This is a genomic window from Gordonia sp. ABSL11-1 (genome assembly GCF_030315685.1).
Classification (GTDB): domain Bacteria; phylum Actinomycetota; class Actinomycetes; order Mycobacteriales; family Mycobacteriaceae; genus Gordonia.
The window spans coordinates 63,034-85,344 of sequence record NZ_JASXSI010000005.1 but is presented as its reverse complement, the minus strand read 5'-3'; the positions used below and the strand labels follow the sequence as shown (position 1 = coordinate 85,344).

The following is a 22,311-nucleotide window of genomic DNA, read 5'->3' as shown; positions in this document are numbered from 1 at the left end:
TCCCGGCCATGCAACTCGGCCTCACCGCAACCCTGACCACCACCTTCGACGATGCTGTCCTGCGCACACGAGAAGCGCTCTCGCAGCACGGGTTCGGCGTCCTCACCGAGATCGACGTGACGGCCACGCTCAAGCAGAAACTCGATGAGGACATGGAGAACTACCTCATCCTGGGCGCCTGCAATCCATCTCTGCCGCACCGCGCGCTCGGCGTCGACCGTCAGATCGGCCGTCGCTGCCGTGCAACGTCGCCGTCCGCGACGACAGAGAACATGCGGACACTGTGATCGTGGAGGCGATGAACCCGGACATCATGGTGCAAGTCACCGACGCCCACGGTCTTCGCGACGTCGCTGCAGACGCGGCCACCAGACTGCAGGCCGCCATGCGGTCACTGGCCACTCGAGACACGTGAGGGAGGCGATTCCGGTCGGCCTCCCCGCCTGACTACCGGAAGTAGTGCCCGGCGTCGATGTCCTCGATCAGGCCTACCTCCTCGGGTTTCCAGCCCATGAGTTCACGAGTGGCCGCCGACGATGTCGGGTTGTCGACCCCCGCGAACGCGGCCAGATACCCAAATCGTTCCGCCGCATCGTCGGGTTCGACTGCAGCCGTATCGATTCCGAGTCCACGACCGATGGCGGCGGCGATGTCGCGGAATGCGACACCGTCGTCGTCGACTGCGTGAAGACGTGTTCCCGCCGGAGCCGCCTCGACGGCGAGCCGGTAGAGACGTGCCGCGTCGCGGGTGTGCACGGCCGGCCAGCGGTTCGCGCCGTCGCCGAGGTAACCCGCGAAACCGTTCTGCCGGGCGAAGCCGATGAGGCCGGGCACGAATCCGTGACGGTCGAGATCGCTGTGCACCGACGGTGGCAGACGCACGACGGACGAACGGATGTCCCGGTCGGCGGCCGCGACAATGGCGTTCTCGGTGCTGATCCGATATCCCTCCTCGAACGCGTCGTCCTCCGTGCCGTGCCGTCCGGCGATCCCCATCATCGCGATCAACGCGGTTCCGGACGTCCCGACGAACGGCTTGCCGGACCCGGTCATGGCGTCGAGCATCGCGTTCACGGCGACGAGATCGGACTCTGCGGCCGAGGCGAGATCGCCGGTCACCATCAGGTCGTGCTTGAAGGCGAGATGGATCACGCCGTCCGCGCGCCGCGATGCGTCGGCGAGGACGTCGAGGTCATCGAGATCCCCACGGAGGACCTCCGCGCCGCGGCCGGCGACCGCCGCCGCAGCGGCATCCGATCGTGCGAGACCGACGACGGTGTGACCTGCGGAGACGAGTTCGGGAATGACCGCCGCGCCGACATGACCGGAGGCCCCGGTGATGAATATCTGCATGAGAGTGATCCTCGATTCAGTAATGACAGTTTCTGACATCACTGACTGTACTCCCGATGTCAGAACCTGTCATCACCTATCATGGGCGTCATGGGACGATGGCCGACCGGATCGCGCGACCGCCTGAGGGAGGCGGCGATGAGCCTGTTCGCCGAGCGCGGCTACGAGGGCACCTCCGTCGCCGACATCGCCGAACGCGCCGGCGTCACCGAACGCACGTTCTATCGGCAGTTCGGGGACAAACGTGAGGTGCTCTTCGACAGTGAACACACCCTCGAACACGCGATCGTCGAACAGCTGGCCGCCTGCCCGCCCGGCATGGCCCCCCTCGACGCCGTCGGCAGGGCGCTCGACGAAGCAGTGGGCTCCTTCTTCGTCGACCGACTGCCGTCGTCCCGCCTACGCCAGACGATCATCGATGCGAACCCCGATCTCCAGGAGCGCGAGGCGCTCAAGATGGTCTCGCTGACCGACGCGGTGACGAAAGCGTTTGTCTCCCAAGGCCTCGACGAGACGTCGGCGTCCTTGACCGCGGAAATGGGCATCGCGGTGTTCAAGATCGCGTTCGCGAACTGGGTGGGCCCCGGCAACACCGAGCCACTCGCCGCCCTCTTGCGCGTCGCGATGGAGCGGCTGCGCGGAGTTGCGGCGCCGGGTTCGGGCTGAGTCGCCCGGCCCGCGGTCGATGACACCAGAATCACCGATCCCGCACCAGTGAGCGGACAATCCAGTCGTCGGTGCGGCAACGGTGACGCCGATGTCGAGTATCCCGAGTCTCGGGCACTGCGAGCCCGCGAGCCTGCGAGCCTGCGAGCCTGCGAGCACCATCACACCGGCGGCGTGCCGGATCGGTGTCTGTCGATGTGGTCGGCGCGCACCAGTAATCTGTGGAGTCGATGACTGCCGAACACGACTCGCCGACGACACCCACCGGCCCGACCGAGGATCGCCTCGGCCGGGTCAGTCGTCGTTCGGTCCTCGCGGGCGGCCTGGGAGCGACTCTGATCGGCGCACTCGCCGCGTGCTCGAACGACCAGCCGACGAAGGTCGAGCCACGCAAACTCGAGACGCGTGCCGCCGACGACGAACTGCCGTCGGAGACGAGCCCGCCGCAGATCGCGGGCGGCCCCCCACTGGTCACGGGCAGTTTCGTCTCGGCGAAGATGGCCGGTCGCGAGACCCGCTGGGCGGTCGCCCGGCCGAGCGGGGTGTCGGGTCGGTTGCCCGTCGTCGTCGTCCTGCATGCGCTGAACACCAATGAGAAGTCGATCTTCTCGTCGAAGCTGGAGATGCAGAACGTCCTGCAGCGCTATGTCGACGCGGGCAATGCGCCGTTCGCGCTGGCCGCGGCCGACGCAGCACGCAACTACTACCACCCGCGCGCCGACGGCACCGACGGTGGCGCGATGATCTTGGACGAGTTCCTGCCGATGCTGGCGTCGAACGCCGACCTCAATCTCTCGACTGAGCGGATCGGTCTGTTCGGCTGGTCGATGGGCGGCTACGGGGCGTTGCGCCTGGGGGCGCTACTCGGCGCGCCGCGGGTCTCGGCGATCGCGGTCAGTTCACCCGCGATGTGGGCCGACCCGCGCAACTTCCCGCCCCGCGCATTCGACTCGTACGAGGACTACCAGGCGAATTCATTGTTCGGCCAGCAGCAGGCCTTCGCGAAGATCCCGCTGCTCATCTCGATCGGGTCGTCGGACCAGTTCTTCACCTACACCCGGCAGTGGGCGGCGGGCCTGCATCCACCGGCCGCATTCGGCACGACGGCCGGTGGGCACACCAACCGCTATTGGCGCAGCGTGCTGCCCGAGCAGGTCGAGTTCCTCGGGCGCAACCTCGCCCGCTGAGCCGGTTCGTCGGCCCCGACGAGGTCAGAGGTTGATGTCACCGTCGAGCGCGGCCTTGCCGATGTCGGTGCGGAAATGCGAGCCGGGCAGCTTGATCCCGGCGATCCGGTCGTACGCCTGTGCGCGGGCCTCGGCGAGGTCGGCACCGGTCCCGACGACGGCGAGCACCCGACCGCCGGAGGACACGACGGCACCGTCGTCGTTGCGGGCGGTACCGGCATGGAGGACTCCCTCGCCGTCGGCGCCGGTGATCACGTCTCCGGTCCGCGGTTTGCCCGGGTAGTTCTCCGCGGCGACGACGACGGTCACGGCGGCGCCGTCGGACCACTGCAGAGGTGGAAGCTGATCGAGTGTGCCGGTCGCGGTGGCGTTGAGCGCTGCACCCAGCGGCGAGGTCAGCAGCGCGAGAACCGCCTGCGTCTCCGGATCGCCGAAGCGGCAATTGAATTCGACGACGGCGGGTCCGTCCTTGCCGATGGCTAGTCCTGCGTAGAGGAGACCGGAGAACGGGGTGCCCCGCTTGGCGAGTTCGGCCGCGACCGGCTCGACCACGTCGTCGACGATCTGCCGGGTGACCTCATCGGGCAGCCACGGCAGCGGAGTGTAGGCGCCCATTCCGCCCGTGTTGGGTCCGGAGTCGTTGTCACCCACGCGCTTGTGATCCTGTGCCGGGATGAGCGGTACCACCGTCTCGCCGTCGACCAGCGAGAACAGCGACACCTCGGGGCCGTCGAGGAAACTCTCCAGCAGGACCGGGTGCCCGTTCTCCAGCAGTTCGGCGGCGTGATCGCGGGCGGCCAGACGGTCGTCGGTCACCACCACGCCCTTGCCGGCGGCGAGGCCGTCGTCCTTGACCACCCACGTCGGACCGAATCGGTCGAGCGCGGCGTCGAGCTTGCCCGGGTTGTCGACGATCTCGCTGTGCGCGGTACGTACTCCGGCGGCGGCCATCACGTCTTTGGCGAACGCCTTCGACCCCTCGATCTGGGCGGCGGCGGCACCAGGACCGAAGGTGGCGAAGCCGGCCTCACGCAGAGCATCGGCGACGCCCAGCACCAGCGGCACCTCCGGACCGATGACCACGAGGTCGGCGGCGATGCTCGTCGCCAGGGCTACGACCGCCTCGGCCGAGGCGACATCGATCGGGTGGTTGGTCGCGATCGACGACGTCCCGGCGTTGCCGGGGGCGACATGCAACCCGGTGACCGAGGGATCCGCAGACAGTCCGAGGAGCAGGGCATGTTCGCGGCCGCCCGAGCCGATCACGAGTACGCGCACGGTGACGACTCTAGTGGGCCGATCGGCGCAGCGATGCCCGCCCCGTCGGGCGGGGTTGGGGTCGCGGGGCAGCCGCGGGGGCAGGCGTCGCGGGCCGTCCCGGAAAAGTGCCCGGGAATCCGCCCCTTGCAGAGCTGCCATCGTCATGGTGTCGACGGCTGCGCTCGGTCGGGCGGATCACCGGGGCGCTGTGCCGGGCCGGATTTCCGGGGTGGACTTTCCTGGGCGCTTGGCCCCGAGTGGATTCGCGGACCGGGTCAGCTGCTCGTCGGCGCCGTCAGGTCGTACACCGTGGTGCCGCCGACCGTGGTCGCGGTGAAGTTGTCCTGCACCCACTGGGCGATCTGTGCCGACGGACGTGTCGTGTCCGACGACCCGAATCCGCGTCCGCCTCCCAGGAAGTAGTGAACCTTCTTCTGCGACACCAGCTTCTGGAACTGCTGCAGCGTCGGCGACGGATCGGTGCCGTTGAAACCGCCGATCGGCATCACCGAATGACCCGATTCGATCTGGTAGCCCGAGGCCTCGTTGGAGCCGACGGCGGCCGCGACCCACGTGTACTGGTCGGCGTCGGACCGGAGCATGGCGACGAGTTCGGCACTCGGCCGCGAGCCCATGAGCAGTCCCCCGGCACCTCCGGGGCCGCCCTCGACGCCGCCCAACTGACCGCCGCCGCCCGACAGTCCGATGCCGCCGGGCATCCCGGCGCCACCAGGCATTCCCATACCGCCGGCGCCTGGTCCGCCTCGCATCCCTCCGCGCATGCCGCCGAATCTGCCGTCCCCGCCGGGTCCGCCACCGGGTCCGAACTCGCCCTCGACGCGCGGACCCGCACTGATGATCGAGCCCTGCTTGGCGGTCGAGACGGTATCGATCGTGTACGCGGCGGGACCGGCGAGCGCGGCAGTGACTGCGGTGACGAGCGCCAGTGCCGAGAGGTACGGACGATGCGCGACGAGCATGACGAGTCCGCCGAGAACGCCGACGACGAGGACCAGCCACCGCAGCCACGGCACGAAGTCGGGCGACCGGCCGAGTAGTGCGAAGCCCCAGACGGCGGCGATCCAGACACCGGCCGCGAGCACGATCCGCACCCACAGTCGGTCGCGCGATCTCCAGCACACCGCAGCACCGCCGGCGGCGACGGCGGCCACGGCCGGCGCCAAGGCTGCCGTGTAGTAGCTGTGGAAGATCCCTGCCATGAAGCTGAACACGGCCATGGTCACCACGAGCCACAGTCCCCAGACCGCCAGGTAGGCACGGCGCAGGTCGGTGCGGGATGACCGTCCGATCAGCACGAGCGCCGCGATCCCGACCACCAGCGCGGTGGGGATGAGCCAAGCGATCTGGCCGCCCTGCGCCGGCTCGAACATGCGCAGGATTCCGGTGTCTCCCCACATACCGCCACCGCGGCCACCGCCGGGTCCACCCGTGCCGCCGGGACCGCCGCCCATCGCGCCGGCCGGACCGCCTCCGGGACCTCCCGGCGTCACGCTGCCCGTCTCGTTCCCGTTGAGGCGTCCGAAACCGTTGTAGCCCAGCGTGAGTTCGAGGATCGAGTTGTTCTGAGAACCGCCGATCCACGGCCGCGACGACGCGGGCCACAACTCGACCGCGAGAATCCACCATCCGGCGCTGACGATCAGCGCGCCGAGCGCCGCGACGAGGTGGCCCAGACGCGTGAGCCACGTGCGTTGTCCGAAGGCGAGGTAGGTGATCGCCAGTGGCGGCACGATCAGCATCACCTGGAGTTGTTTGGTGAGGAAGCCGAAGCCGACGAACACGCCGGCGAGGATCATCCACCGGAGACGTCCGTCCTCGACGGCCTTCAGCGTCGCCCACACCGCCGCGATCATCAGCAGGATGAGGAGGGCCTCCGGGTTGTCGAACCGGAACATCATGGCGGCGACCGGGGTGAGCGCGAGCACGGTGCCGGCGAGGATGCCCGCCCAGTGACCGAAGTACTTCTTGCTGATGAGGTAGAGCACGGCGACCGAGGCGACCCCCATGAGCGCCTGCGGCACCAGTACCGACCACGGGTTCAGACCGAAGATCCGGACTGACAGGCCCGGAATCCAGAGGGCGGCAGGCGGTTTGTCGACGGTGATGGAGTTGGCCATGTCGGAGGAGCCGAAGAACCACGCCTTCCACGACTGCGATCCGGCCTGGATCGCGGCGGTGTAGAACGAGTTGGCCCAGCCGTTCGCCGACAGGTTGACCAGGTTGACGACGCCGGTGCCGATGATCAGCAGCGCCAGCGAGACATGTTGCCACACATGGGCGTTCCGCCCGGAGGCGGAGGCCTCGGGCGGAACGGGGGTGGATGCGGGACGGTCGAGAACGGTGCTCATTCGGCGGTTCCTTCGGCGAGCCCGGCGCCGGGCTTCGGTACGGTTGCGGTCGCGCCGGCGAGGTGGCCACGGAAGACCCACCGTAGACCGACGAATCGGGTGAGGGTGGCGACCAGGTTCGCGATCACCAGGACCAGGAGTTCGACGTGTTTGGTCGCCTCCGGCGCGAAGGCGTGCAGCGCGACCAGAGATCCGGATGTGACGAGCCAGCCGAACACGAACACGCCCAGCCCGAACAGTTGGTGTCGGACGGCTCCTTCGCGGCCGGAGATGCCGAAGCTGAACCGACGGTTGGCGGCGGTGTTGAGCACGGCGGTCACAGCGAGCGCGACGAAGTTGGAGACCTGCGCACCGAGGAACGAGTGGAGCAGCAGGTAGAGGACAGCGTAGGCGATGGTCGACGCCACGCCGATCACGCAGAACCGGGCGAGCTGACCGACCAGCCCGAACGGCACCCCGTCGATCTGTGGTCCGGGTGCGCGGTCGCGGCCGATGGTGGAGCGGAGTTCGGCGATCGGCAGCCGTCCGGTGGTGAGCGCGTAGCCTACACGGGCGCACCCCTTCAGATCCGCGACGGCGGTCGAGACGATGTCGACGGTGCTGTCGGGGTCGTCGACCCAGTCGACCGGCACCTCGGCGATGCGCAGCCCGATGCGTTCGGCGAGGACGAGCAGTTCGGTGTCGAAGAACCAGCCGGTGTCCTCGACGTAGGGCAGCACCTGGCGCGCGATGTCGGTGCGCATGGCCTTGAACCCGCACTGGGCGTCGGAGAACTTGGCGCGCATCGTCGTCCGGAGGATCAGGTTGTAGGAGCGTGAGATGAACTCCCGCTTCGGCCCCCGGACGACCCTCGACGACCGGGACAGCCGGGTGCCGATCGCGATGTCGGAGTGTCCGGAGATCAGCGGGGCGATCAGCGGCATGAGTGCGTTGAGGTCGGTGGAGAGGTCGACGTCGCAGTAGGCGACGATCTGGGCGTCGCTGGCGCGCCACACCGCGTTGAGTGCGCGGCCGCGGCCCTTCTTGTCGAGATGCACGACCCTCACGCCGTCGAGTTCTCCGGCGAGTTCGGCGGCGATGGCCAGCGTGGAGTCGGTGCTGGCGTTGTCGGCGACGGTGATGCGGGCCGGATACGGGACGTGGGCGCGGAGGTGGTCGGCGAGGCGGCGGACGGAACCGGCGACGTCTGCCGCCTCGTTGTAGACGGGAACGACGATGTCGAGGACCGGGGTATGCGTCGAACTGTCTGCAACGATCACCGCGCGCTCTCCGGTCGTCGGGAGGGCTTCTGCTGTCATGTCACATAGCTTCGGGCGCCAAACTTCGCCCACTCTGCGCCGACGCTGTCAGGTTCCTGTGAGCGGTTGACGCCTGTGCGGCCGCTTGTGGAGAACCGGACCGTGGGTCCCTCCGGTGTCCGTCGCGACCGATAGGTTGGCGTCATGTCCTCCCCAGCCGCAGCAACCCTGACCGCCGATCAGCAGTCCGCCGCCGACCGGGTGATCGAGAGTCTCGCCGGGCCGGGGTCACGCCTGCGCGACGACCAGCTCACCGCCGTCGCGGCACTGCTGCGGCCATCGGCACGTGTTCTGGTCGTGCAGGCCACGGGGTGGGGGAAGTCGGCGGTGTACTGGACCGCGACGGCGATCATCCGGGCTGCCGGCGCCGGGAGCGCAGCGAGCGGGCCGACTCTGCCCGGCGCCGGGAGCGCAGCGAGCGGGCCGACTTTGATCGTGTCTCCTCTGTTGTCGTTGATGCGGGATCAGGTGAGTGCGGCGGAGCGGGCGGGGCTGCGTGCGGCGACGTTGAATTCGTCGAATGTCGACGAGTGGTCGATGATCGAGGCGCAGTTGCGCGGCGGCGATCTCGATGTGCTGCTGGTGTCGCCGGAGCGGTTGGCGAATCCTGGTTTCGGTCGGCGGGTTCTGGATGCGCTGGCGGGTCGGCTCGGGTTGTTGGTGATCGACGAGGCGCATGCGATCTCGGATTGGGGGCATGATTTCCGGCCGGATTATCGTCGTGTGTCGGACGTGCTGCAGCGCCTGAATCCGCAGACCCCGGTGCTGGCGACGACGGCGACCGCGAACGCGCGGGTGACCGAGGATGTCGCGGCGCAGCTGGGCGCCGGGAGCTCAGCGAGCGGGCCCGATCAACCGAGCGCCGGGAGCTCAGCGAGCGGGCCCGATCAGACGGGCGCCGGGAGCGCAGCGAGCGGGCCGGGTCAGACGCTCGTGCTCCGCGGTTCGTTGGCGCGGAAATCATTGCATCTCAATGTGATCGATGGTTTGTCGCCGATCCAGCGGTACGGGTGGGTGGCGCAGTACCTTCCGTCACTGCCGGGCTCGGGCATCGTCTATGTGCTGACGGTCGCCGATGCGCATCGTCTGGTTGATGCGATCACTGCGGTGCACGGGTCCGAGATCCGGGTCGCGGCGTACACGGGCCAACTCGACGGTGATCGTCGGCATCAGCTCGAGGATGCCTTGTTGCGCAACGAGGTCAAGGCGCTGATCGCGACGTCGGCGCTCGGGATGGGTTATGACAAGCCGGATCTCGGGTTCGTCGTGCATGTGGGGTCGCCGCCGTCGCCGGTCTCCTACTATCAGCAGGTCGGTCGTGCGGGTCGAGCGCTGGACGAGGCGGTGGTGATGCTCTTGGCGTCGCGCGCCGACGACGCCATCTGGGATCATTTCGCGACGGCCACGATCCCCGATCCCGATCGGATGCGTGTGCTGCTCGACACGCTCGATGCGGCGGACGGTCCGATGTCGGTGCCGCAGTTGGAGTCGTCCACCGGATTCCGCAGGGGCAAGGTCGAGTTGATGCTGAAGCAGCTGGCGGTCGACGGTGCTACGGATCGCGAGTCCGACGGCTGGACGTCGACCGGCGTGGGGTGGACTTACGACGAGCAGCATTACGACGGAGTGATCGAGGTGCGACGTCGCGAGGCCGACATCATGCGCGACTACATCCATGGGCATCAGTGCCTGATGCAGTTGCTCACGTCGTCGCTCGACGATCCGGCTGCCGAGCCGTGTGGTCGGTGTTCGGTGTGTCGTGGGCGGCTGACCGAGCCGTTGTCGTCGGACGTGCCCGACGACACGGTGCGACTGATCACCGGTGCGCTCCGGCGGTCGGCGCTGATCCTGGAGCCGCGCAAGATGTGGCCGGGCGGTGAGTTCGGTACGCGTGGTCGCATTGCGGGCGAGTTCGCGGCGGAGCCGGGCCGGGTGCTGGCACATGCCGATTCACCGGAGTGGGTGGAGTTGCTCGCGGATGCGCGGCGCGGCGACGAGCAGGCACTCACCGATCTCGGTGACGCGGCGGTGACCACGTTGTCGTCGTGGGTGCGGGATGCGGGCATCCGGCCGGATTCGATCGGGTCGTTACGGCTGACCGGGGCGGTGCTCGCGGACAAGGTCGCCGATCATCTGTGCGAGGTCGGTAAACGGCCCCGGGTGAGTGTGCCGGTGCGGTCGGGAGAGAGGCCGGGTCGGGATGCGACGGGCGCCACCGAGGCGGTGTATTGGCGCGATCATCTCGGCGAGATGCCGGAGGTCGTGGGCCAGAACGTGCTGCTCGTCGTCGACGAGACGGCGTCGGGCTGGCCGATCACGCTGGCCGCGGCCGAGTTGCGGCGGGCGGGGGCGTCGGCGGTGATGCCGTTGCTGATCCACCGATCGGTCTGAGGGTCCGGCTCGTGATCAGATGACGGCGAACGTATCGCTGACCGTTACGTTCTCCGTCATCTGCGTGCTGCCGATGGACTGTGCGGGTGCCACCGGATCGATCGCGGCTCAGGCGTCGGCGACGTACTCCGCGTATCCGGTGCTGCGCAGGGCGGCACGGATCTTCTCGGCGGCGTCGTCGAGTTCCGCCGGGTCCGGGTCCTTCTGTGCGTTGCCGAGGTCGAACGCGTCCATGCTCTCGAGCGGGAAGACGTGCAGGTGGACGTGCGGCACCTCGAGACCCGCGATCATCGTGCCGACCCGCGAGACCCCGAACGCCTCTTTGACGGCGCGGCCGATCTTCTGCGAGACATCGGCCAGATGGGTGTAGGAGGCGGTGTCCATCTGCTCCCAGTGGTCGACCTCCTTGCGCGGCACGACGAGGACGTGACCGGGGGTGACCGGGTTGATGGTGAGGAAGGCGACCGCCTGGCCGTCCTTCCACACGAATCGACCGGGCAGTTCTCCGTTGATGATCATGGTGAAGACGGAAGCCATACGGTCAGTCTAGGACCCGGCTCTCGACGTGTTGCCGGGCGCTGTCGGCGGTCCATGACATTCTTTCCCTGTGAGTCGATCAGAGTTCACCGGCGCCGGGAGCGCAGCGAGCGGGCCGAATCGCGCCGGCGCCGGGAGCGCAGCGAGCGGGCCGAAGGGCACCGGCGCCGGGAACGCAGCGAGCGGGCCGAAGGCCCTGGGTCGTGTCCTCGGATCGGCGGATGTCATCGCGAAGGCGCAGAGCTTTCCGCGTCTGCGGTACATGGGGTCGAAGTATCGGCTACTGCCCCACCTCGAGCGGACCTTCGCCGAGATCGGGGGCAGCACTGCGGTGGACGCGTTCTCCGGATCGGGCGTGGTGTCCTACCTGTTGAAGGCTCAGGGCTTCCAGGTGGTGAGCAATGATTTCCTGACGTTCCCGCACATCATCACGCGCGCGACGGTCGCCAATTCGAGTGTGCGGCTCGACGACGATCTGATCGAGGAGATCTGCGGTCCCCCGGCCGATGACCGCGACTTCATCTCCTCGACGTTCGACGGCCTGTACTTCACGGCGGAGGACCGTGCGTTTCTGGACTCGGCGTGGTCGCACATCGACCGGCTGCGCGGGTATCGACGCGATCTGGCGATCTCGGCGCTGGTGTTGTCGGCGGCGCGCAAGCAGCCGCGCGGCGTGTTCACGTTCACCGATTCGACTCGGTACGCCGACGGCAGGCGTGACCTGCGGATGTCGCTGCGCGATCATTTCCGCCTGCGGTCGGCCGCCGAGTACAACGCGACGGTGTTCAGCAACGGGGCGTCCAACAGGAGTGTGAGCGGCGATATCTTCGATCTCGACCTGTCCGGCCTCGACGGCCCACCGGACCTGGTGTATCTCGATCCGCCGTATGCGCCCCCGACCGACGACAACGACTACATCAAGCGTTATCACTTCCTCGAGGGGCTGTCGGCCTACTGGCGTGGCATGACGATCATGGAGCACACGAAGACCAAGAAGCTGACCAAGCGCTACACGCCGTTCGCCTACAAGCACAGCATCGAGGATGCGTTGGCCCGGACGTTCGAGCACTTCCAGGATTCCGGTGCGATCGTGCTGTCCTATTCGTCGAACGCGTTGCCCGGCGCCGACCGGATCGTCGATCTCCTCGGGAAGGTGAAGCCGTCGGTGGAGGTGATCGCGATCGATCACAAGTACAGCTTCGGCACACATGTCGCCGCCACCCGTCGCGATGTGAGCGAGTACCTGTTCATCGGTCGCGATTGATCTCATGAGCGATGCCGGAGAGTTCGACGAGTACCTGACAACGTTGGGACGGTTGACTTCTCACGTCGATCCGACGGCGTCCACGCCCGAGGCCGAACGGATCGTGCAGGCCACCGGGAGTCTGGGTGAGCTTCTTGACACCGACATCGCGGGGCTCGCGGCCTGGGTTCGGGATCATCCGGGCGAGGTACCCGTCCTCGGCCTGGCGGTGGGGTTGTCACAGGAGAAACTGAAGAACGTGTTGCGCGACCGGTTCGGCACCACCGGCTGGCATGGCGTGGCGCGCTCTGCCCCGGTCGATCTCGTCACGTGGTTGGACACCGAGTTCGACCTCGTCCGCATGCTGCGCGCCCAACTGGGCAAGACATACACCTTCGCCGACATCCTCGTCGCTCGTGCGGGTAGCCGCGTCACCGCGACGCGGGCGGGCGCGTCCGGACGTCGCATCGAGGACGAGATCGAGGCCATCGCGCACGACCTCGGTCTGGACTATGTCACGCGCTCCCGGTTCACCGGCCGCAACGGCCGCACAGCCCCCGCCGACCTCATCATCGGCGATCCGGACACCGCCGACATCGTCGTCGCCGCAAAGGGATTCGATTCCACCGGCAGCAAACTGACCGACGCGGTCCGCGAGATCGAGGAGATGGCAGAGGTCCGGCTGCCACGTCAGCTCGTCCTGGCCGTCATCGACGGAATCGGCTGGAAGTCACGACAATCCGATCTGCGCCGCATCCATCAGCTGTGGGCGGACCGTCGGATCGACGGAATGTACACGCTGGTGAGTCTCGACCGTTTCCGCGACGATGTCCGCGAGTTCGCCGGGCTGCGACGCCTGATCTGAGCGGCACCGGCGCCTTGGGCTTCGTGACGCGTTGGGGAGCTATTCCCCGTAGAGCCGTGCGACGTCGGGCGAGTCGAGCCAGCCCGAGTACGTCGGCCCCTGGGGCCAGCCGTCCGGCGAGTCCTGCCACTCCTCCTGACGCCCCCACGGGAGCACGTCCATGAGCGGGAACGTATAACTCAGTTGCTCGGTGCCGCGTCCGTTGGTATGCCAGGTGCGGTAGACGGTGTCGCCGTCGCGTAGGAAGACGTTCACGCCGAATCCTTCGCCGGGACCGGCGTCGACGTCGGCGCCGAACGAGCTCTCCGACGACGAGTACCAGCCCATCATGTTGCCGACCTTCGCCTTGTAGGCCAGCGCCTCGTCGATCGGGCCGTTGGTGACGATGACGAACCGGGCGTCGTAGTTGGCGAGGAAGTCCAGCCGGGTGTACTGGGTGGTCAGGCTGGTGCAGCCACCGCACTGGAACTCGGCGCCGTCGGACCACATGTGGTTGTAGACGACCAGTTGCGACCGGCCGTCGAAGATGTCGACCAGCCGGATCGGGCCGTCCGGACCGATCAGTGTGTAGTCGGGCAGTTCGACCATCGGCAGTCGTCGTCGCTGTGCCGCGATGGCGTCGAGTTCGCGTGTGGCGGCTTTCTCCCGCACGCGCAGCTCATCGAGTGCGGCGCGCCAGGTCGGTTCGTCGGTCACCGGGGGCAGGGCATCAGACATGGAGATCTCCCTTCGTCGTCTCTTCATGCTGACTGCCGCCGCGACCGGAACTCATCGGTTCGCGGGGCCGATCGACGGAATTCTGGACACGGTCGGCGAATTCCAGGGCACGGTCGGCGAATTCCAGGGCACGGTCGGCGAGGGCTGCGAGGCGGCGCGAGGATCGACGCGGGCGGTGGGGCCTCAGTCCGCGAGGCGGGGCAGTCGGACCCAGAAGGTCGAGCCGTGCCCGGGAGCGGAGTCGACGCCGACGGTTCCGCCGTGCGCGTCGACCAGGGCGGCGACGATCGAGAGCCCCAATCCGCTACCTCCGCCGCCGTCGCCGCGATGCCGCGACGAGTCGCCCCGGTAGAACCGTTCGAACACGTGCGACGCCTCGTCGGGGGTGAGGCCCTGGCCGGTGTCGGTCACCCGAAGGACGACATCGTCGCGGCCGGCACCCCGGTCGACGGCGACGCCGATCGTGATGATCGCCTCGGCGGGGGTGTGGGCGATGGCGTTGTTGATGAGGTTGCGCAGCACCTGCAGCAGGCGCGGTGCGTCGCCGGAGACCATCGGCGGCTCGTCGGTCGCCCCGATCTCGATACCGATCTCGCGTTGAGGCGCAGCGGCTTTCGCACTGTGCACCGCATCGGTTGCGAGCGCGAGAACGTCGACCGGCTGATGGGCGATCGGGCGGTGGGCGTCGAGTCGGGCGAGCATGAGGAGATCTTCGACGAGCAAACCCATGCGTCCGGCCTCGGCGTCGATGCGCGACATGGCGTCGGTGGCGTCGGGCACGGCCCCTTGTTTGTACAGCTCGGCGAAACCCTTGATCGACGTGAGCGGTGTACGCAGCTCGTGGCTGGCGTCGGCGATGAAGCGGCGCATCTTCTCCTCCGATGCCCGCGCCTGCTGCTCGGACGCCGCGGTCCGGGCGAAGGCCCGCTGGATCTGGCCGAGCATCGTGTTGAGCGACCCCGAGAGGCTGCCGACCTCGGTGTTCGGCGGAGCCTCGGCCACGCGCATGTTGAGGTTGCCGGCGGCGATGGCGTGGGCGGTCTCCTCGACCCGACGCAGTGGTCGCAGGCTCGATCGGACCAGCAGATAACTCAGCACGCCGATCGCGACGACAACGAGTGCACCGATCGCGAACTGCAGCCACATGAGGCGGGACAGGGTCGCGCGGACGTCGCTGAGCGGTGTCGCGACGACCGACTCGCCGAACGGTGTCGACGCCTTCACCACGCGCCATTCGGGTCCGTCACCGTCGGCGGATTTCACCGTGGTCGGCCGGACGTTCCCCGACGACAGCGACGACAGGTCGGGTTCGTCGCTGAAGTCGTTGTTGACGATGGTGTCGCCGGTGCCGATGGTGATCATCGAGTAGTACTGCGACGGCGGCCTGCGCGGACCGGGAGCCGGGCCCTCGACCGGCGCCGATGCCGGGTCACGCGGGCGTGCCCAGGTCTGCACGGCCCCCGCGAGACCGTCGTCGGTCCGCGAGATCAGATCGGCCTTCATCGCCGACGTCACCGCGACGCCGGAGGCGAGCAGCCCGAGTACCACCAGGACCAAGGTCAGTCCGACGAGTGACAACCTCAGGGGAACACCACGTTTCGTACGTGTTCGCTCAGGTGCGGGGCGCGCGGTCAGCAGATGGTGGCGCCGGGGCGGGGCGGGCGCGTCGGTCACCCGCGCGGCTCCCGCATCACGTAGCCGACACCGCGCAGCGTGTGGATCAGGCGTTTGTCGCCGGTGTCGAGCTTGCGGCGCAGGTAGGAGACATAGGATTCGACGACGTTGACCTCGCCACCGAAGTCATAGTTCCAGACGTGATCGAGGATCCGCGGTTTGGACAGCACGGTTCCGGCGTTGACCATGAAGTAGCGCAGCAGCGTGAACTCCGTCGGCGAGAGCGCGACGAGTTCACCGGCCTTCCACACCTCGTGGGTCTCGTCGTCGAGCTCGATGTCGGCGAACCGGAGCCGTGTCGTCTCTTTCGTCTGCTCGTCGAAGCCGCTGCGCCGCAACAACACCTGCAGTCGCGCGACGACCTCCTCCAGCGAGAACGGTTTGGTGACGTAGTCGTCACCGCCGATGGTGAGGCCGTTGATCTTGTCCTCGACCGAGTCCCGGGCGGACAGGAACAGGGCGGGGGCGGCGATGCCGTCGGCGCGCAGTCGGCGCAGCAGGCCGAAACCGTCCATCCCGGGCATCATGACGTCGAGGACGAGGACGTCGGGTTTGAAGGTGCGGCACCGGTCGATCGCCGACGGACCGTTCTCCGCCGTGGCAACGTCGTAGCCCTGGAATTTGAGCGAGACCGACAGGAGTTCGCGGATGTTCTCCTCGTCGTCGACGACGAGGACCTTCGCGCCCTGCCCGGTGCCCTGATTCTTCGCGGATTCGCTCATGCCATCACCCTCTCCCACCAGGCTGCCACGAGTCTGCGTTCTTGCTGAGAGATTTCTGTGAGACCTCACCTGGGGAAACAAGTTGCCGTGGGCGCGACGCTGGTTGCCGTCGGCGCACGGTGGAGACCCTCGGTGCGGGTCAGGACCGCATGAACGGCGCCGGGTATCCCGGGGCGGGCCGGACCTCGCCGAGCCAGGCGGCAAGTTCCTCGGCGCGGTCGGCGAACTCCCGTGTCGCGACCTTCGGCAGTTCCTCGAAGGTGTGGACCTCGATCCGGCCGTCGTCGCGGTGCTGTCGCCACCCGCCGACGATGCGTCCGTCCCACCAGGCGGTCTGCCCACCGTTGCCGTTGCGGTCGAACACGTGGGAGCCGTGGGCGCCGAGGTAGAAGTCGCGCTGCTTCCACCCCATCGTCGTCGGGTCGAGTTCGGGCAGCAGCAACGCCCGCGGCTCGACCTCGTCGTCGGCGTCCGACGGGAGATCGTCGGCGAGTACGTAGCCGGTCTCACCGCCGTCGAGATCGACCTCGACGACATCGAGGCCGGCCAACGCGGTGCGCACCGTCCGTTTCGTCGAGCCCAGCCACCACACGATGTCGGTCTCGGTTCCCGGCCCGAAGGCGCGCAGCCAGCGACGCACCATCGCGCGATGACCGTCGTCGACGGTCACGGCGTCCAGTGGGTGACCCAGCCATGCCGACATCGCCACCCACGACGGACGCGCCAGATGCCACCCCAGCGCATTGGGTCCGCGCACGATCTCGCCGGCGGCGCTCATCATGTTCAGCACTCGCGGTCCCATCGGCGCGCGAGCCTCCCACGTGGTGCCCACTCCGTGGGTCACGTACCCGTCGAGGGCGGGAAGTCGGCGACGAAGTTCGGTCGAGGACCGCGCCTCACCGTCGGCGACGTCGTCGAGGACGGCGGCGCGAGCGCGATCGATCCACTCGTCGGGGTCCGGGAATCCCGGACTTCGGCGCAGATCGCGCAGCATGTTGGTGCGTTCGGAGGCCGCCACGCGTGGGCCGACGGCGCCCACCGCGTCGGCGAGCACGTCCCGGGTGACGACGAACAAGGTGCGACGCATCGCGAGCTGCTTGATCAGGTCCCGATTGCGGTACAGCGCGGCATCCATCGCGACGGGGGTGAAGTCGGGGATGCGGGCCCACGCCGAGAGGTAGACCGTCGACGGCGTGGTCGCGTGATAGCCGACGAGGGCGTCGGCGAGTTGGGTGACCGTCGCCGCGTGATCCGATTGCGCCAGCCGGTGGCGACGCATCAGGCGGGCGCGTCGTCGGGCGTTGCCGATCCGGGGTCGCGCACTCACGACAGATCGAGCGGATCGACGCCGGGTCGTCGTGTGGTCATGAGGTCCCGGCCGGAGCCGCGATCGCCTCGATCTCGACGAGCTGGTCGTCGTAGGCGAGGACGGTTACGCCCATCATCATCGCGGGCGGGACGGGCGGATCGACGGTGGCGACGATCTCCTGCCAGGCGACGACGAGGTCGGCCTGGAGTCGCTCGGCGACATAGATCGTCAACTTGGCGATGTCGGCGAACGTCACACCCTGTTCGGCGAGGACGGTGTGGAGGATCTCCAGGCACCGGCGGGTCTGGCCGACGACATCCCCGGGGGCGACGATGCCGCCCTCGGCATCCAGCGGACTGATCCCCGCGGTGACGATGAGCGGACCGGGCGCGACTGTCGCGCTGTAGGCAAACCCGCTGTCGTGCAGGCCGGCCGAACCGTTCAGGCGAACTCGCGACATGGCGCCGATCCTACGTCCGGCGACCGCTGCAGCCGTTGCGCGACCCGCACCCCCGACACCGATGGCTCCGATCACGCCACCCACGCGTCGTGCAACGGCTGCAGCCACGCGCTCGATGGCGGTCGAGCGCGTTGCCACGAGTTCACTGCACCGGCGCGGCGCGGTCCACACGAGGCCGCGTTTCGGTGGAGAAATCGCTGTTCAGCGGCGGATCGAACATTCCGGACCGGACACCGGAGGCGCTCGGAGAACGGACCGGATACGACGGCGTGCTCGCGCATCTGACCACAGACGTGTCCGTGCTCACGTTGATTGGCGGAGGCGTCGTCGGTGGGAGCATCATTGACCCGCATCGTTGATGCGGTATGTCGGTCGGGGATCTCGGTGATGGTGAGTGGACTTCGGTGAATCGTTGGCCCGGTTGTTCGTGCAGGCCGGGCGACCCACGCTGCGCGCGGCGGCGGCCCGCTCGACGGTGTCGGCGCAGAGGATCAGCGACTGGCGCAACGGTCGTCATCTGCCGCGTGACTTCGCCACCGTCGAACCCCTGTTGCTGTGGCTCACGGCCCGCGCCGTCGCCGCGGGCGAGGCCGACACGTTGTCTCTGCCACAGTGGCGGGATCTCTGGCACGCACACCTGACCGGCGACGACGACCGGCAGGCCGACGGCCGTCAACCCGATGCGGGCGCGACCGACGTCGTGCCGTCGCCGACGACGGTGACGCGCCCCTACGCGGGACTCGCGTCGCTCACGGCCGCCGACAGCGCCCTGTTCTTCGGCCGCGACGATCTCGTCGCGACGCTGGTCTCGGAGATCCTCGCGGCGGCGGGGACCGCGTCAGGCCCACGCCTCGTCATCGTCGCCGGTGTCTCCGGTTCCGGGAAGTCCTCTCTGCTCGACGCCGGCCTGGCACGGGACACACGGCTCGGCGTCCCGCGGCGCGCCACGATCACACCGGCCGGTGTCCGCATCGACGACACCGACCTGTCCGCCACCGCCACCGCACCGACCGACATCACCGACGGCCGGCCCGACGTCATCGTGCTCGATCAGTTCGAGGACGTGTTCGCCCTGCCCGACGACGGTGTGGTCGACACGATCCGCGAGGTCGAGGAGCTCGCGACCGACGCGGTCGTGGTCCTCGGCGTGCGCGCCGACTTCTTCGGGCAGTGTGTCGAGTTCCCGGTGCTCGCCCAGGCGTGGCAGTCGCGATGCGTCATCGTCTCGGAGATGACCGGCGCACAGTTGCGCGAGGTCATCATGGGTCCGATCAGGCTTGCCGGCGGACGCATCGAATCCGGACTCGCCGACGTGATGATCGGCGACCTGCACGCCGCGTCACCGGTCGGCGACCGTGCCGGACGACTGCCGCTGCTCGCGCACGTCCTGGCCGCGACCTGGTCGCGACGGTCGGGGAACAGGATGACCATCTCGGGCTATCGCGCGACGGGCGGGATCGCCCGCGCCGTCGCCGACACCGCCGAGGATGCGTGGTCGGCGGTCGATCCGGACGATCACAATCTGGCCCGCGCGCTGCTGCTGGCCCTGGTCCACGTGGGACCCGCAGGCGTGGCGTTGCGCGTGCCGTTGCACACCGAGACCATCGCCGACAGGTTCCCCGACCGGATCTCGTCGGTGATCGACGTCTTCGCGCAGGCGCGGCTGCTCATCGTGTCGTCGGATTCGGTGATGCTGGTCCACGATGTCGTGTTGACGTCATGGCCGCGCCTGGCCGAGTGGATCGCGGCCGACTCCGGCATCCACCTGTGGCGTCAGCGCCTGGACACCGATACCACCTCATGGGTGGAGACGGGACGCAGCCGGTCGTTCCTCTACACCGGTTCGCGCCTGGACGTCGCCCGCCAACATCGGGCCGCCCTGCGCCGCAATTATCAGCACCTGCTGTCCGCGGAGAACGAGGCGTTCATCGACGCAGCCGTCGTGCAGCAACGCCGGCGACGGATGATCCGATTCGGGTCGATCACTCTCGTCGTGGTGCTCGCCATCGTGTCGACGATCACCGCCGCCATCGGGTTCCGCCAGGCCCACGACCTGACCCAGCAGCGCAACAACGCCGAGCGGGCGGCACTGCTGTCGCACATCGACAGTCTCCAGCAGAGCAATCCGTCGCTCGCCGCGCGACTGCTGCTGGTGGCCGCGAGCCTCTACCCCGACGACGCGACGGTCAGCCAACGGGTACTCGGTGCCGCGACCACTCCCCTGTCCCGTCCGCTGGTCGGGCACACCGGCCCCGTCTACGACGTGAGCGTCGCACCCGACGGACGTTTCTTCGCGTCGGCCAGCGGCGACCGGACCGCACGGCTCTGGCAGCGCACCGCCGACGGCTCGTTCCGATCGGTCGCCACACTGACGGGCTATCGGAACTATCTGACATCGGTGGCCTTTCATCCCACCCGGCCGCTGCTCGCGACCGGAAGCGGAGACGGGACCGTCCGCGTCTGGGACATCTCCTCGCCGTCCGCGCCGCGGCAACACACGTCGGTGAGCCCCGGGCACGGCACTGTCTACATGGTGCGATTCGCCCCGGACGGCCGCCATCTGGCGGCGTCGTCCGACGACGGGACGGTCACCGTGTACGCCGTCGACGACGACGGCGGACTGCGTGAGACCGCGGTCCTCGCCGCACATGTCCGGGCCGCGCGGACCGTCGCCTACAGCAACGACGGCCGCCTGCTCGCCACCGGCGGCGACGACCGCGTGGTCCGCCTCTTCGACACCCGCAACCCCGACGACCCGGTGCCGGCCGGACCCCCGCTCACCGGATTCCCGACCATCACCCACTCGGTGGCGTTCAGTCCGGACGGTCGCACCCTGGCGGTGACCGGCGACAGCCCGAACGCCCAGCTGTGGAACGTCGTCGACCCGGGCCGGCCGGTCCCGATCACGACATCCCTGCCCAACACGACCGCCGGATCATGGTCGATCGTGTTCGCCCCGAGTGGAGACCAGGTCGCCTCCGCGCGCGCCGACGGTGCGGTCACGGTCTGGAACACCGTCAACCCGGCCGAACCGGTCACGCTCTGGTCGCTGCAGTCGTCGACCACGCACGGTGCACCTGAGCAGGGATCGGTCCGCGCGTTCTCCACGGTCTTCGGCCCCGACGGGAACTCCCTCATCGTCGGTCGCTCCGACGGCGCCATCGACCTCTGGCATCTGCCGTCGGGCGTGATCCCGGACCGTGGCGGCACCATCACCGACATCGGCAACAGCGCCGACGGCGGCATCCTCACCACCGTCGGCACCGACACCACGCTCAACGTGTGGACGCAGGGTCCCGGCGGCTGGACTCGACGCGCCCGCATCCCGGTGGAACGACGCGTGAACGATCACCCGTCGGTCACCATGAACGCCATGGGCACCCAGGCGGCGACGGCCAACAACAACGGCGGCCGAATCCAGCTGTGGGACATCACCGAACCCACCGCACCCCGGTCGACCGCCGACATCACCTCGGCCACCCGTTACACCAATGCCACCGCGTTCGCACCGCACGCCGATCTCCTCGCGACCGGCGCCGACGACACCACAGTCCAACTCTGGGACACCGCCGATCCTCGCCGGCCGACACCGGTCGGCGCTCCGCTCTCCGGCCCCCGCGACCTGATCCGCAGCATCGCGTTCAGTCCCGACGGACGACACCTCGCGGTGACCTCCGACGACAAGCGGACCTACCTGTACGACATCGGATCCGGACAGAGCACGCCCAGCGAGGTCATCGACGACACCAGCCCGGCGACGAGCGTGGTGTTCGGACGCGACGGCGGCACCGTCGTCCTCGGTGCGGCGGACCTGTCCACCTGGGACATCCGGCGTGGCCGGCCCGCCCTGATCGACCGGCAACCGAACGTCCATGCCGCCACGCTCGCACTCATGCCGACCCGGCTCGCCGTCGGGACGTCGACCCATCATCTGACCACGTATGTCCTGACCGACGACGGCCGGCTGCACGATCCGCAGTCGATCACCCCGCTGCTGCCGACAACCGACACCACCACGAAATGGCAACTGCCGCAGCATCTCCTGACCGAATCCACCATCATCACCGGCGGCGACACCACCGGCAGCCTGCATCTGCAGACGACCGATGAGGACACCGCGCGGCGCTGGATCTGCACGACGACGCCGCCACTGACCGACAGCCAGCGATCGTCGTATCTGCCCCACACCGACATCCCCGCCGACTGCGGGTGACCACCCGACGGACGGACACACGACGACACCCGCCGGATCTCGCCCGG

16 protein-coding genes and 1 pseudogene are annotated in these 22,311 nt (G+C 68.5%); 7 read left to right on the top strand and 10 right to left on the bottom strand.

The genetic code is table 11. The features are described 5' to 3' along the window. Nucleotides 1-8 precede the first annotated feature (8 nt). Nucleotides 9-415: pseudogene (locus QSJ19_RS07490) on the top strand (DUF302 domain-containing protein). A 32-nt stretch (nt 416-447) separates the two neighbouring features. On the opposite strand, the gene QSJ19_RS07485 reads toward QSJ19_RS07490, so the two are convergent. Beyond that, nucleotides 448-1,353, bottom strand: a complete 906-nt coding sequence (locus QSJ19_RS07485) for an SDR family oxidoreductase (RefSeq protein WP_286319439.1) — start codon at nt 1,351-1,353, stop codon at nt 448-450. Nucleotides 1,354-1,443: 90 nt separating this feature from the next. Between QSJ19_RS07485 and QSJ19_RS07480 the strand changes: the two genes are divergently transcribed. Together QSJ19_RS07480 and QSJ19_RS07475 are read left to right on the top strand one after the other, a co-directional pair. Further along, entirely contained in the window at nt 1,444-2,019 is a 576-nt protein-coding gene (locus QSJ19_RS07480; RefSeq protein ID WP_286319437.1) for a TetR/AcrR family transcriptional regulator, read from the top strand. Nucleotides 2,020-2,249: 230 nt separating this feature from the next. Then, nucleotides 2,250-3,206: an alpha/beta hydrolase gene (locus QSJ19_RS07475; RefSeq protein ID WP_286319436.1), complete on the top strand. Its 957-nt coding sequence runs from the start codon at nt 2,250-2,252 to the stop codon at nt 3,204-3,206. A gap of 24 nt (nt 3,207-3,230) precedes the next feature. Here QSJ19_RS07475 and purD read toward each other — a convergent pair whose 3' ends face one another. The 3 genes from purD to QSJ19_RS07460 form a co-directional block, all read right to left on the bottom strand. Next, entirely contained in the window at nt 3,231-4,484 is a 1,254-nt protein-coding gene (purD, locus tag QSJ19_RS07470) for a phosphoribosylamine--glycine ligase (protein WP_286319434.1), read from the bottom strand. Nucleotides 4,485-4,741: 257 nt separating this feature from the next. After that, nucleotides 4,742-6,835: a glycosyltransferase family 39 protein gene (locus QSJ19_RS07465; RefSeq protein ID WP_286319432.1), complete on the bottom strand. Its 2,094-nt coding sequence runs from the start codon at nt 6,833-6,835 to the stop codon at nt 4,742-4,744. Further along, nucleotides 6,832-8,133, bottom strand: coding sequence for a bifunctional glycosyltransferase family 2/GtrA family protein (locus tag QSJ19_RS07460; protein ID WP_286319430.1), 1,302 nt, complete (start codon nt 8,131-8,133; stop codon nt 6,832-6,834). Before QSJ19_RS07460 ends, QSJ19_RS07465 begins: the two co-directional genes overlap by 4 nt. Before the next feature lie 144 nt (nt 8,134-8,277). Between QSJ19_RS07460 and QSJ19_RS07455 the strand changes: the two genes are divergently transcribed. After that, on the top strand, nt 8,278-10,524 hold the full coding sequence (locus QSJ19_RS07455; RefSeq protein ID WP_286319429.1) for a RecQ family ATP-dependent DNA helicase: 2,247 nt from the start codon (nt 8,278-8,280) through the stop codon (nt 10,522-10,524). A gap of 108 nt (nt 10,525-10,632) precedes the next feature. Here QSJ19_RS07455 and QSJ19_RS07450 read toward each other — a convergent pair whose 3' ends face one another. After that, the gene (locus tag QSJ19_RS07450; protein ID WP_286319428.1) at nt 10,633-11,061 is read right to left on the bottom strand and encodes an HIT family protein; all 429 of its coding nucleotides are present in this window, start codon (nt 11,059-11,061) and stop codon (nt 10,633-10,635) included. Between the two features lie 70 nt (nt 11,062-11,131). Between QSJ19_RS07450 and QSJ19_RS07445 the strand changes: the two genes are divergently transcribed. Then, a complete protein-coding gene (locus QSJ19_RS07445) occupies nt 11,132-12,325 on the top strand; it encodes a DNA adenine methylase (RefSeq protein WP_502876111.1) in 1,194 nt (397 codons plus the stop codon). Nucleotides 12,326-12,329: 4 nt separating this feature from the next. Further along, nucleotides 12,330-13,169 (top strand): hypothetical protein, encoded by an 840-nt coding sequence (locus tag QSJ19_RS07440; protein WP_286319427.1) that lies wholly within the window; start codon nt 12,330-12,332, stop codon nt 13,167-13,169. A 39-nt stretch (nt 13,170-13,208) separates the two neighbouring features. Here the strand turns inward: QSJ19_RS07440 and QSJ19_RS07435 are convergent, their stop codons facing one another. The 5 genes from QSJ19_RS07435 to QSJ19_RS07415 all read right to left on the bottom strand — a co-directional run bounded on the left by QSJ19_RS07435 (nt 13,209) and on the right by QSJ19_RS07415 (nt 18,051). Continuing rightward, nucleotides 13,209-13,886 carry a DUF899 domain-containing protein gene (locus QSJ19_RS07435; protein WP_286319426.1) on the bottom strand — a complete coding sequence of 226 codons (678 nt, stop codon included), beginning with the start codon at nt 13,884-13,886 and terminating at the stop codon, nt 13,209-13,211. Nucleotides 13,887-14,069: 183 nt separating this feature from the next. Next, the gene (locus tag QSJ19_RS07430) at nt 14,070-15,524 is read right to left on the bottom strand and encodes a sensor histidine kinase (RefSeq protein ID WP_286319662.1); all 1,455 of its coding nucleotides are present in this window, start codon (nt 15,522-15,524) and stop codon (nt 14,070-14,072) included. A 32-nt stretch (nt 15,525-15,556) separates the two neighbouring features. Beyond that, entirely contained in the window at nt 15,557-16,282 is a 726-nt protein-coding gene (locus QSJ19_RS07425; RefSeq protein ID WP_286319424.1) for a response regulator transcription factor, read from the bottom strand. 139 nt (nt 16,283-16,421) lie between these two features. Further along, a complete protein-coding gene (locus tag QSJ19_RS07420) occupies nt 16,422-17,609 on the bottom strand; it encodes a winged helix DNA-binding domain-containing protein (protein WP_286319422.1) in 1,188 nt (395 codons plus the stop codon). 37 nt (nt 17,610-17,646) lie between these two features. Beyond that, nucleotides 17,647-18,051 (bottom strand): RidA family protein, encoded by a 405-nt coding sequence (locus QSJ19_RS07415; RefSeq protein ID WP_286319421.1) that lies wholly within the window; start codon nt 18,049-18,051, stop codon nt 17,647-17,649. A gap of 394 nt (nt 18,052-18,445) precedes the next feature. Between QSJ19_RS07415 and QSJ19_RS07410 the strand changes: the two genes are divergently transcribed. Further along, nucleotides 18,446-22,264: an nSTAND1 domain-containing NTPase gene (locus QSJ19_RS07410; protein ID WP_286319420.1), complete on the top strand. Its 3,819-nt coding sequence runs from the start codon at nt 18,446-18,448 to the stop codon at nt 22,262-22,264. Nucleotides 22,265-22,311 lie beyond the last annotated feature (47 nt).

Excerpts from the sequence above, each read along its gene's own strand:
- QSJ19_RS07485 (WP_286319439.1), bottom strand. The coding sequence starts at position 1,353 with ATGCAGATATTCATCACCGGGGCCTCCGGTCATGTCGGCGCGGCGGTC.
- QSJ19_RS07480 (WP_286319437.1), top strand. The coding sequence starts at position 1,444 with ATGGGACGATGGCCGACCGGATCGCGCGACCGCCTGAGGGAGGCGGCG.
- QSJ19_RS07475 (WP_286319436.1), top strand. The coding sequence starts at position 2,250 with ATGACTGCCGAACACGACTCGCCGACGACACCCACCGGCCCGACCGAG.
- QSJ19_RS07465 (WP_286319432.1), bottom strand. The coding sequence starts at position 6,835 with ATGAGCACCGTTCTCGACCGTCCCGCATCCACCCCCGTTCCGCCCGAG.
- QSJ19_RS07460 (WP_286319430.1), bottom strand. The coding sequence starts at position 8,133 with ATGACAGCAGAAGCCCTCCCGACGACCGGAGAGCGCGCGGTGATCGTT.
- QSJ19_RS07455 (WP_286319429.1), top strand. The coding sequence starts at position 8,278 with ATGTCCTCCCCAGCCGCAGCAACCCTGACCGCCGATCAGCAGTCCGCC.
- QSJ19_RS07450 (WP_286319428.1), bottom strand. The coding sequence starts at position 11,061 with ATGGCTTCCGTCTTCACCATGATCATCAACGGAGAACTGCCCGGTCGA.
- QSJ19_RS07440 (WP_286319427.1), top strand. The coding sequence starts at position 12,330 with ATGAGCGATGCCGGAGAGTTCGACGAGTACCTGACAACGTTGGGACGG.
- QSJ19_RS07435 (WP_286319426.1), bottom strand. The coding sequence starts at position 13,886 with ATGTCTGATGCCCTGCCCCCGGTGACCGACGAACCGACCTGGCGCGCC.
- QSJ19_RS07425 (WP_286319424.1), bottom strand. The coding sequence starts at position 16,282 with ATGAGCGAATCCGCGAAGAATCAGGGCACCGGGCAGGGCGCGAAGGTC.
- QSJ19_RS07415 (WP_286319421.1), bottom strand. The coding sequence starts at position 18,051 with ATGTCGCGAGTTCGCCTGAACGGTTCGGCCGGCCTGCACGACAGCGGG.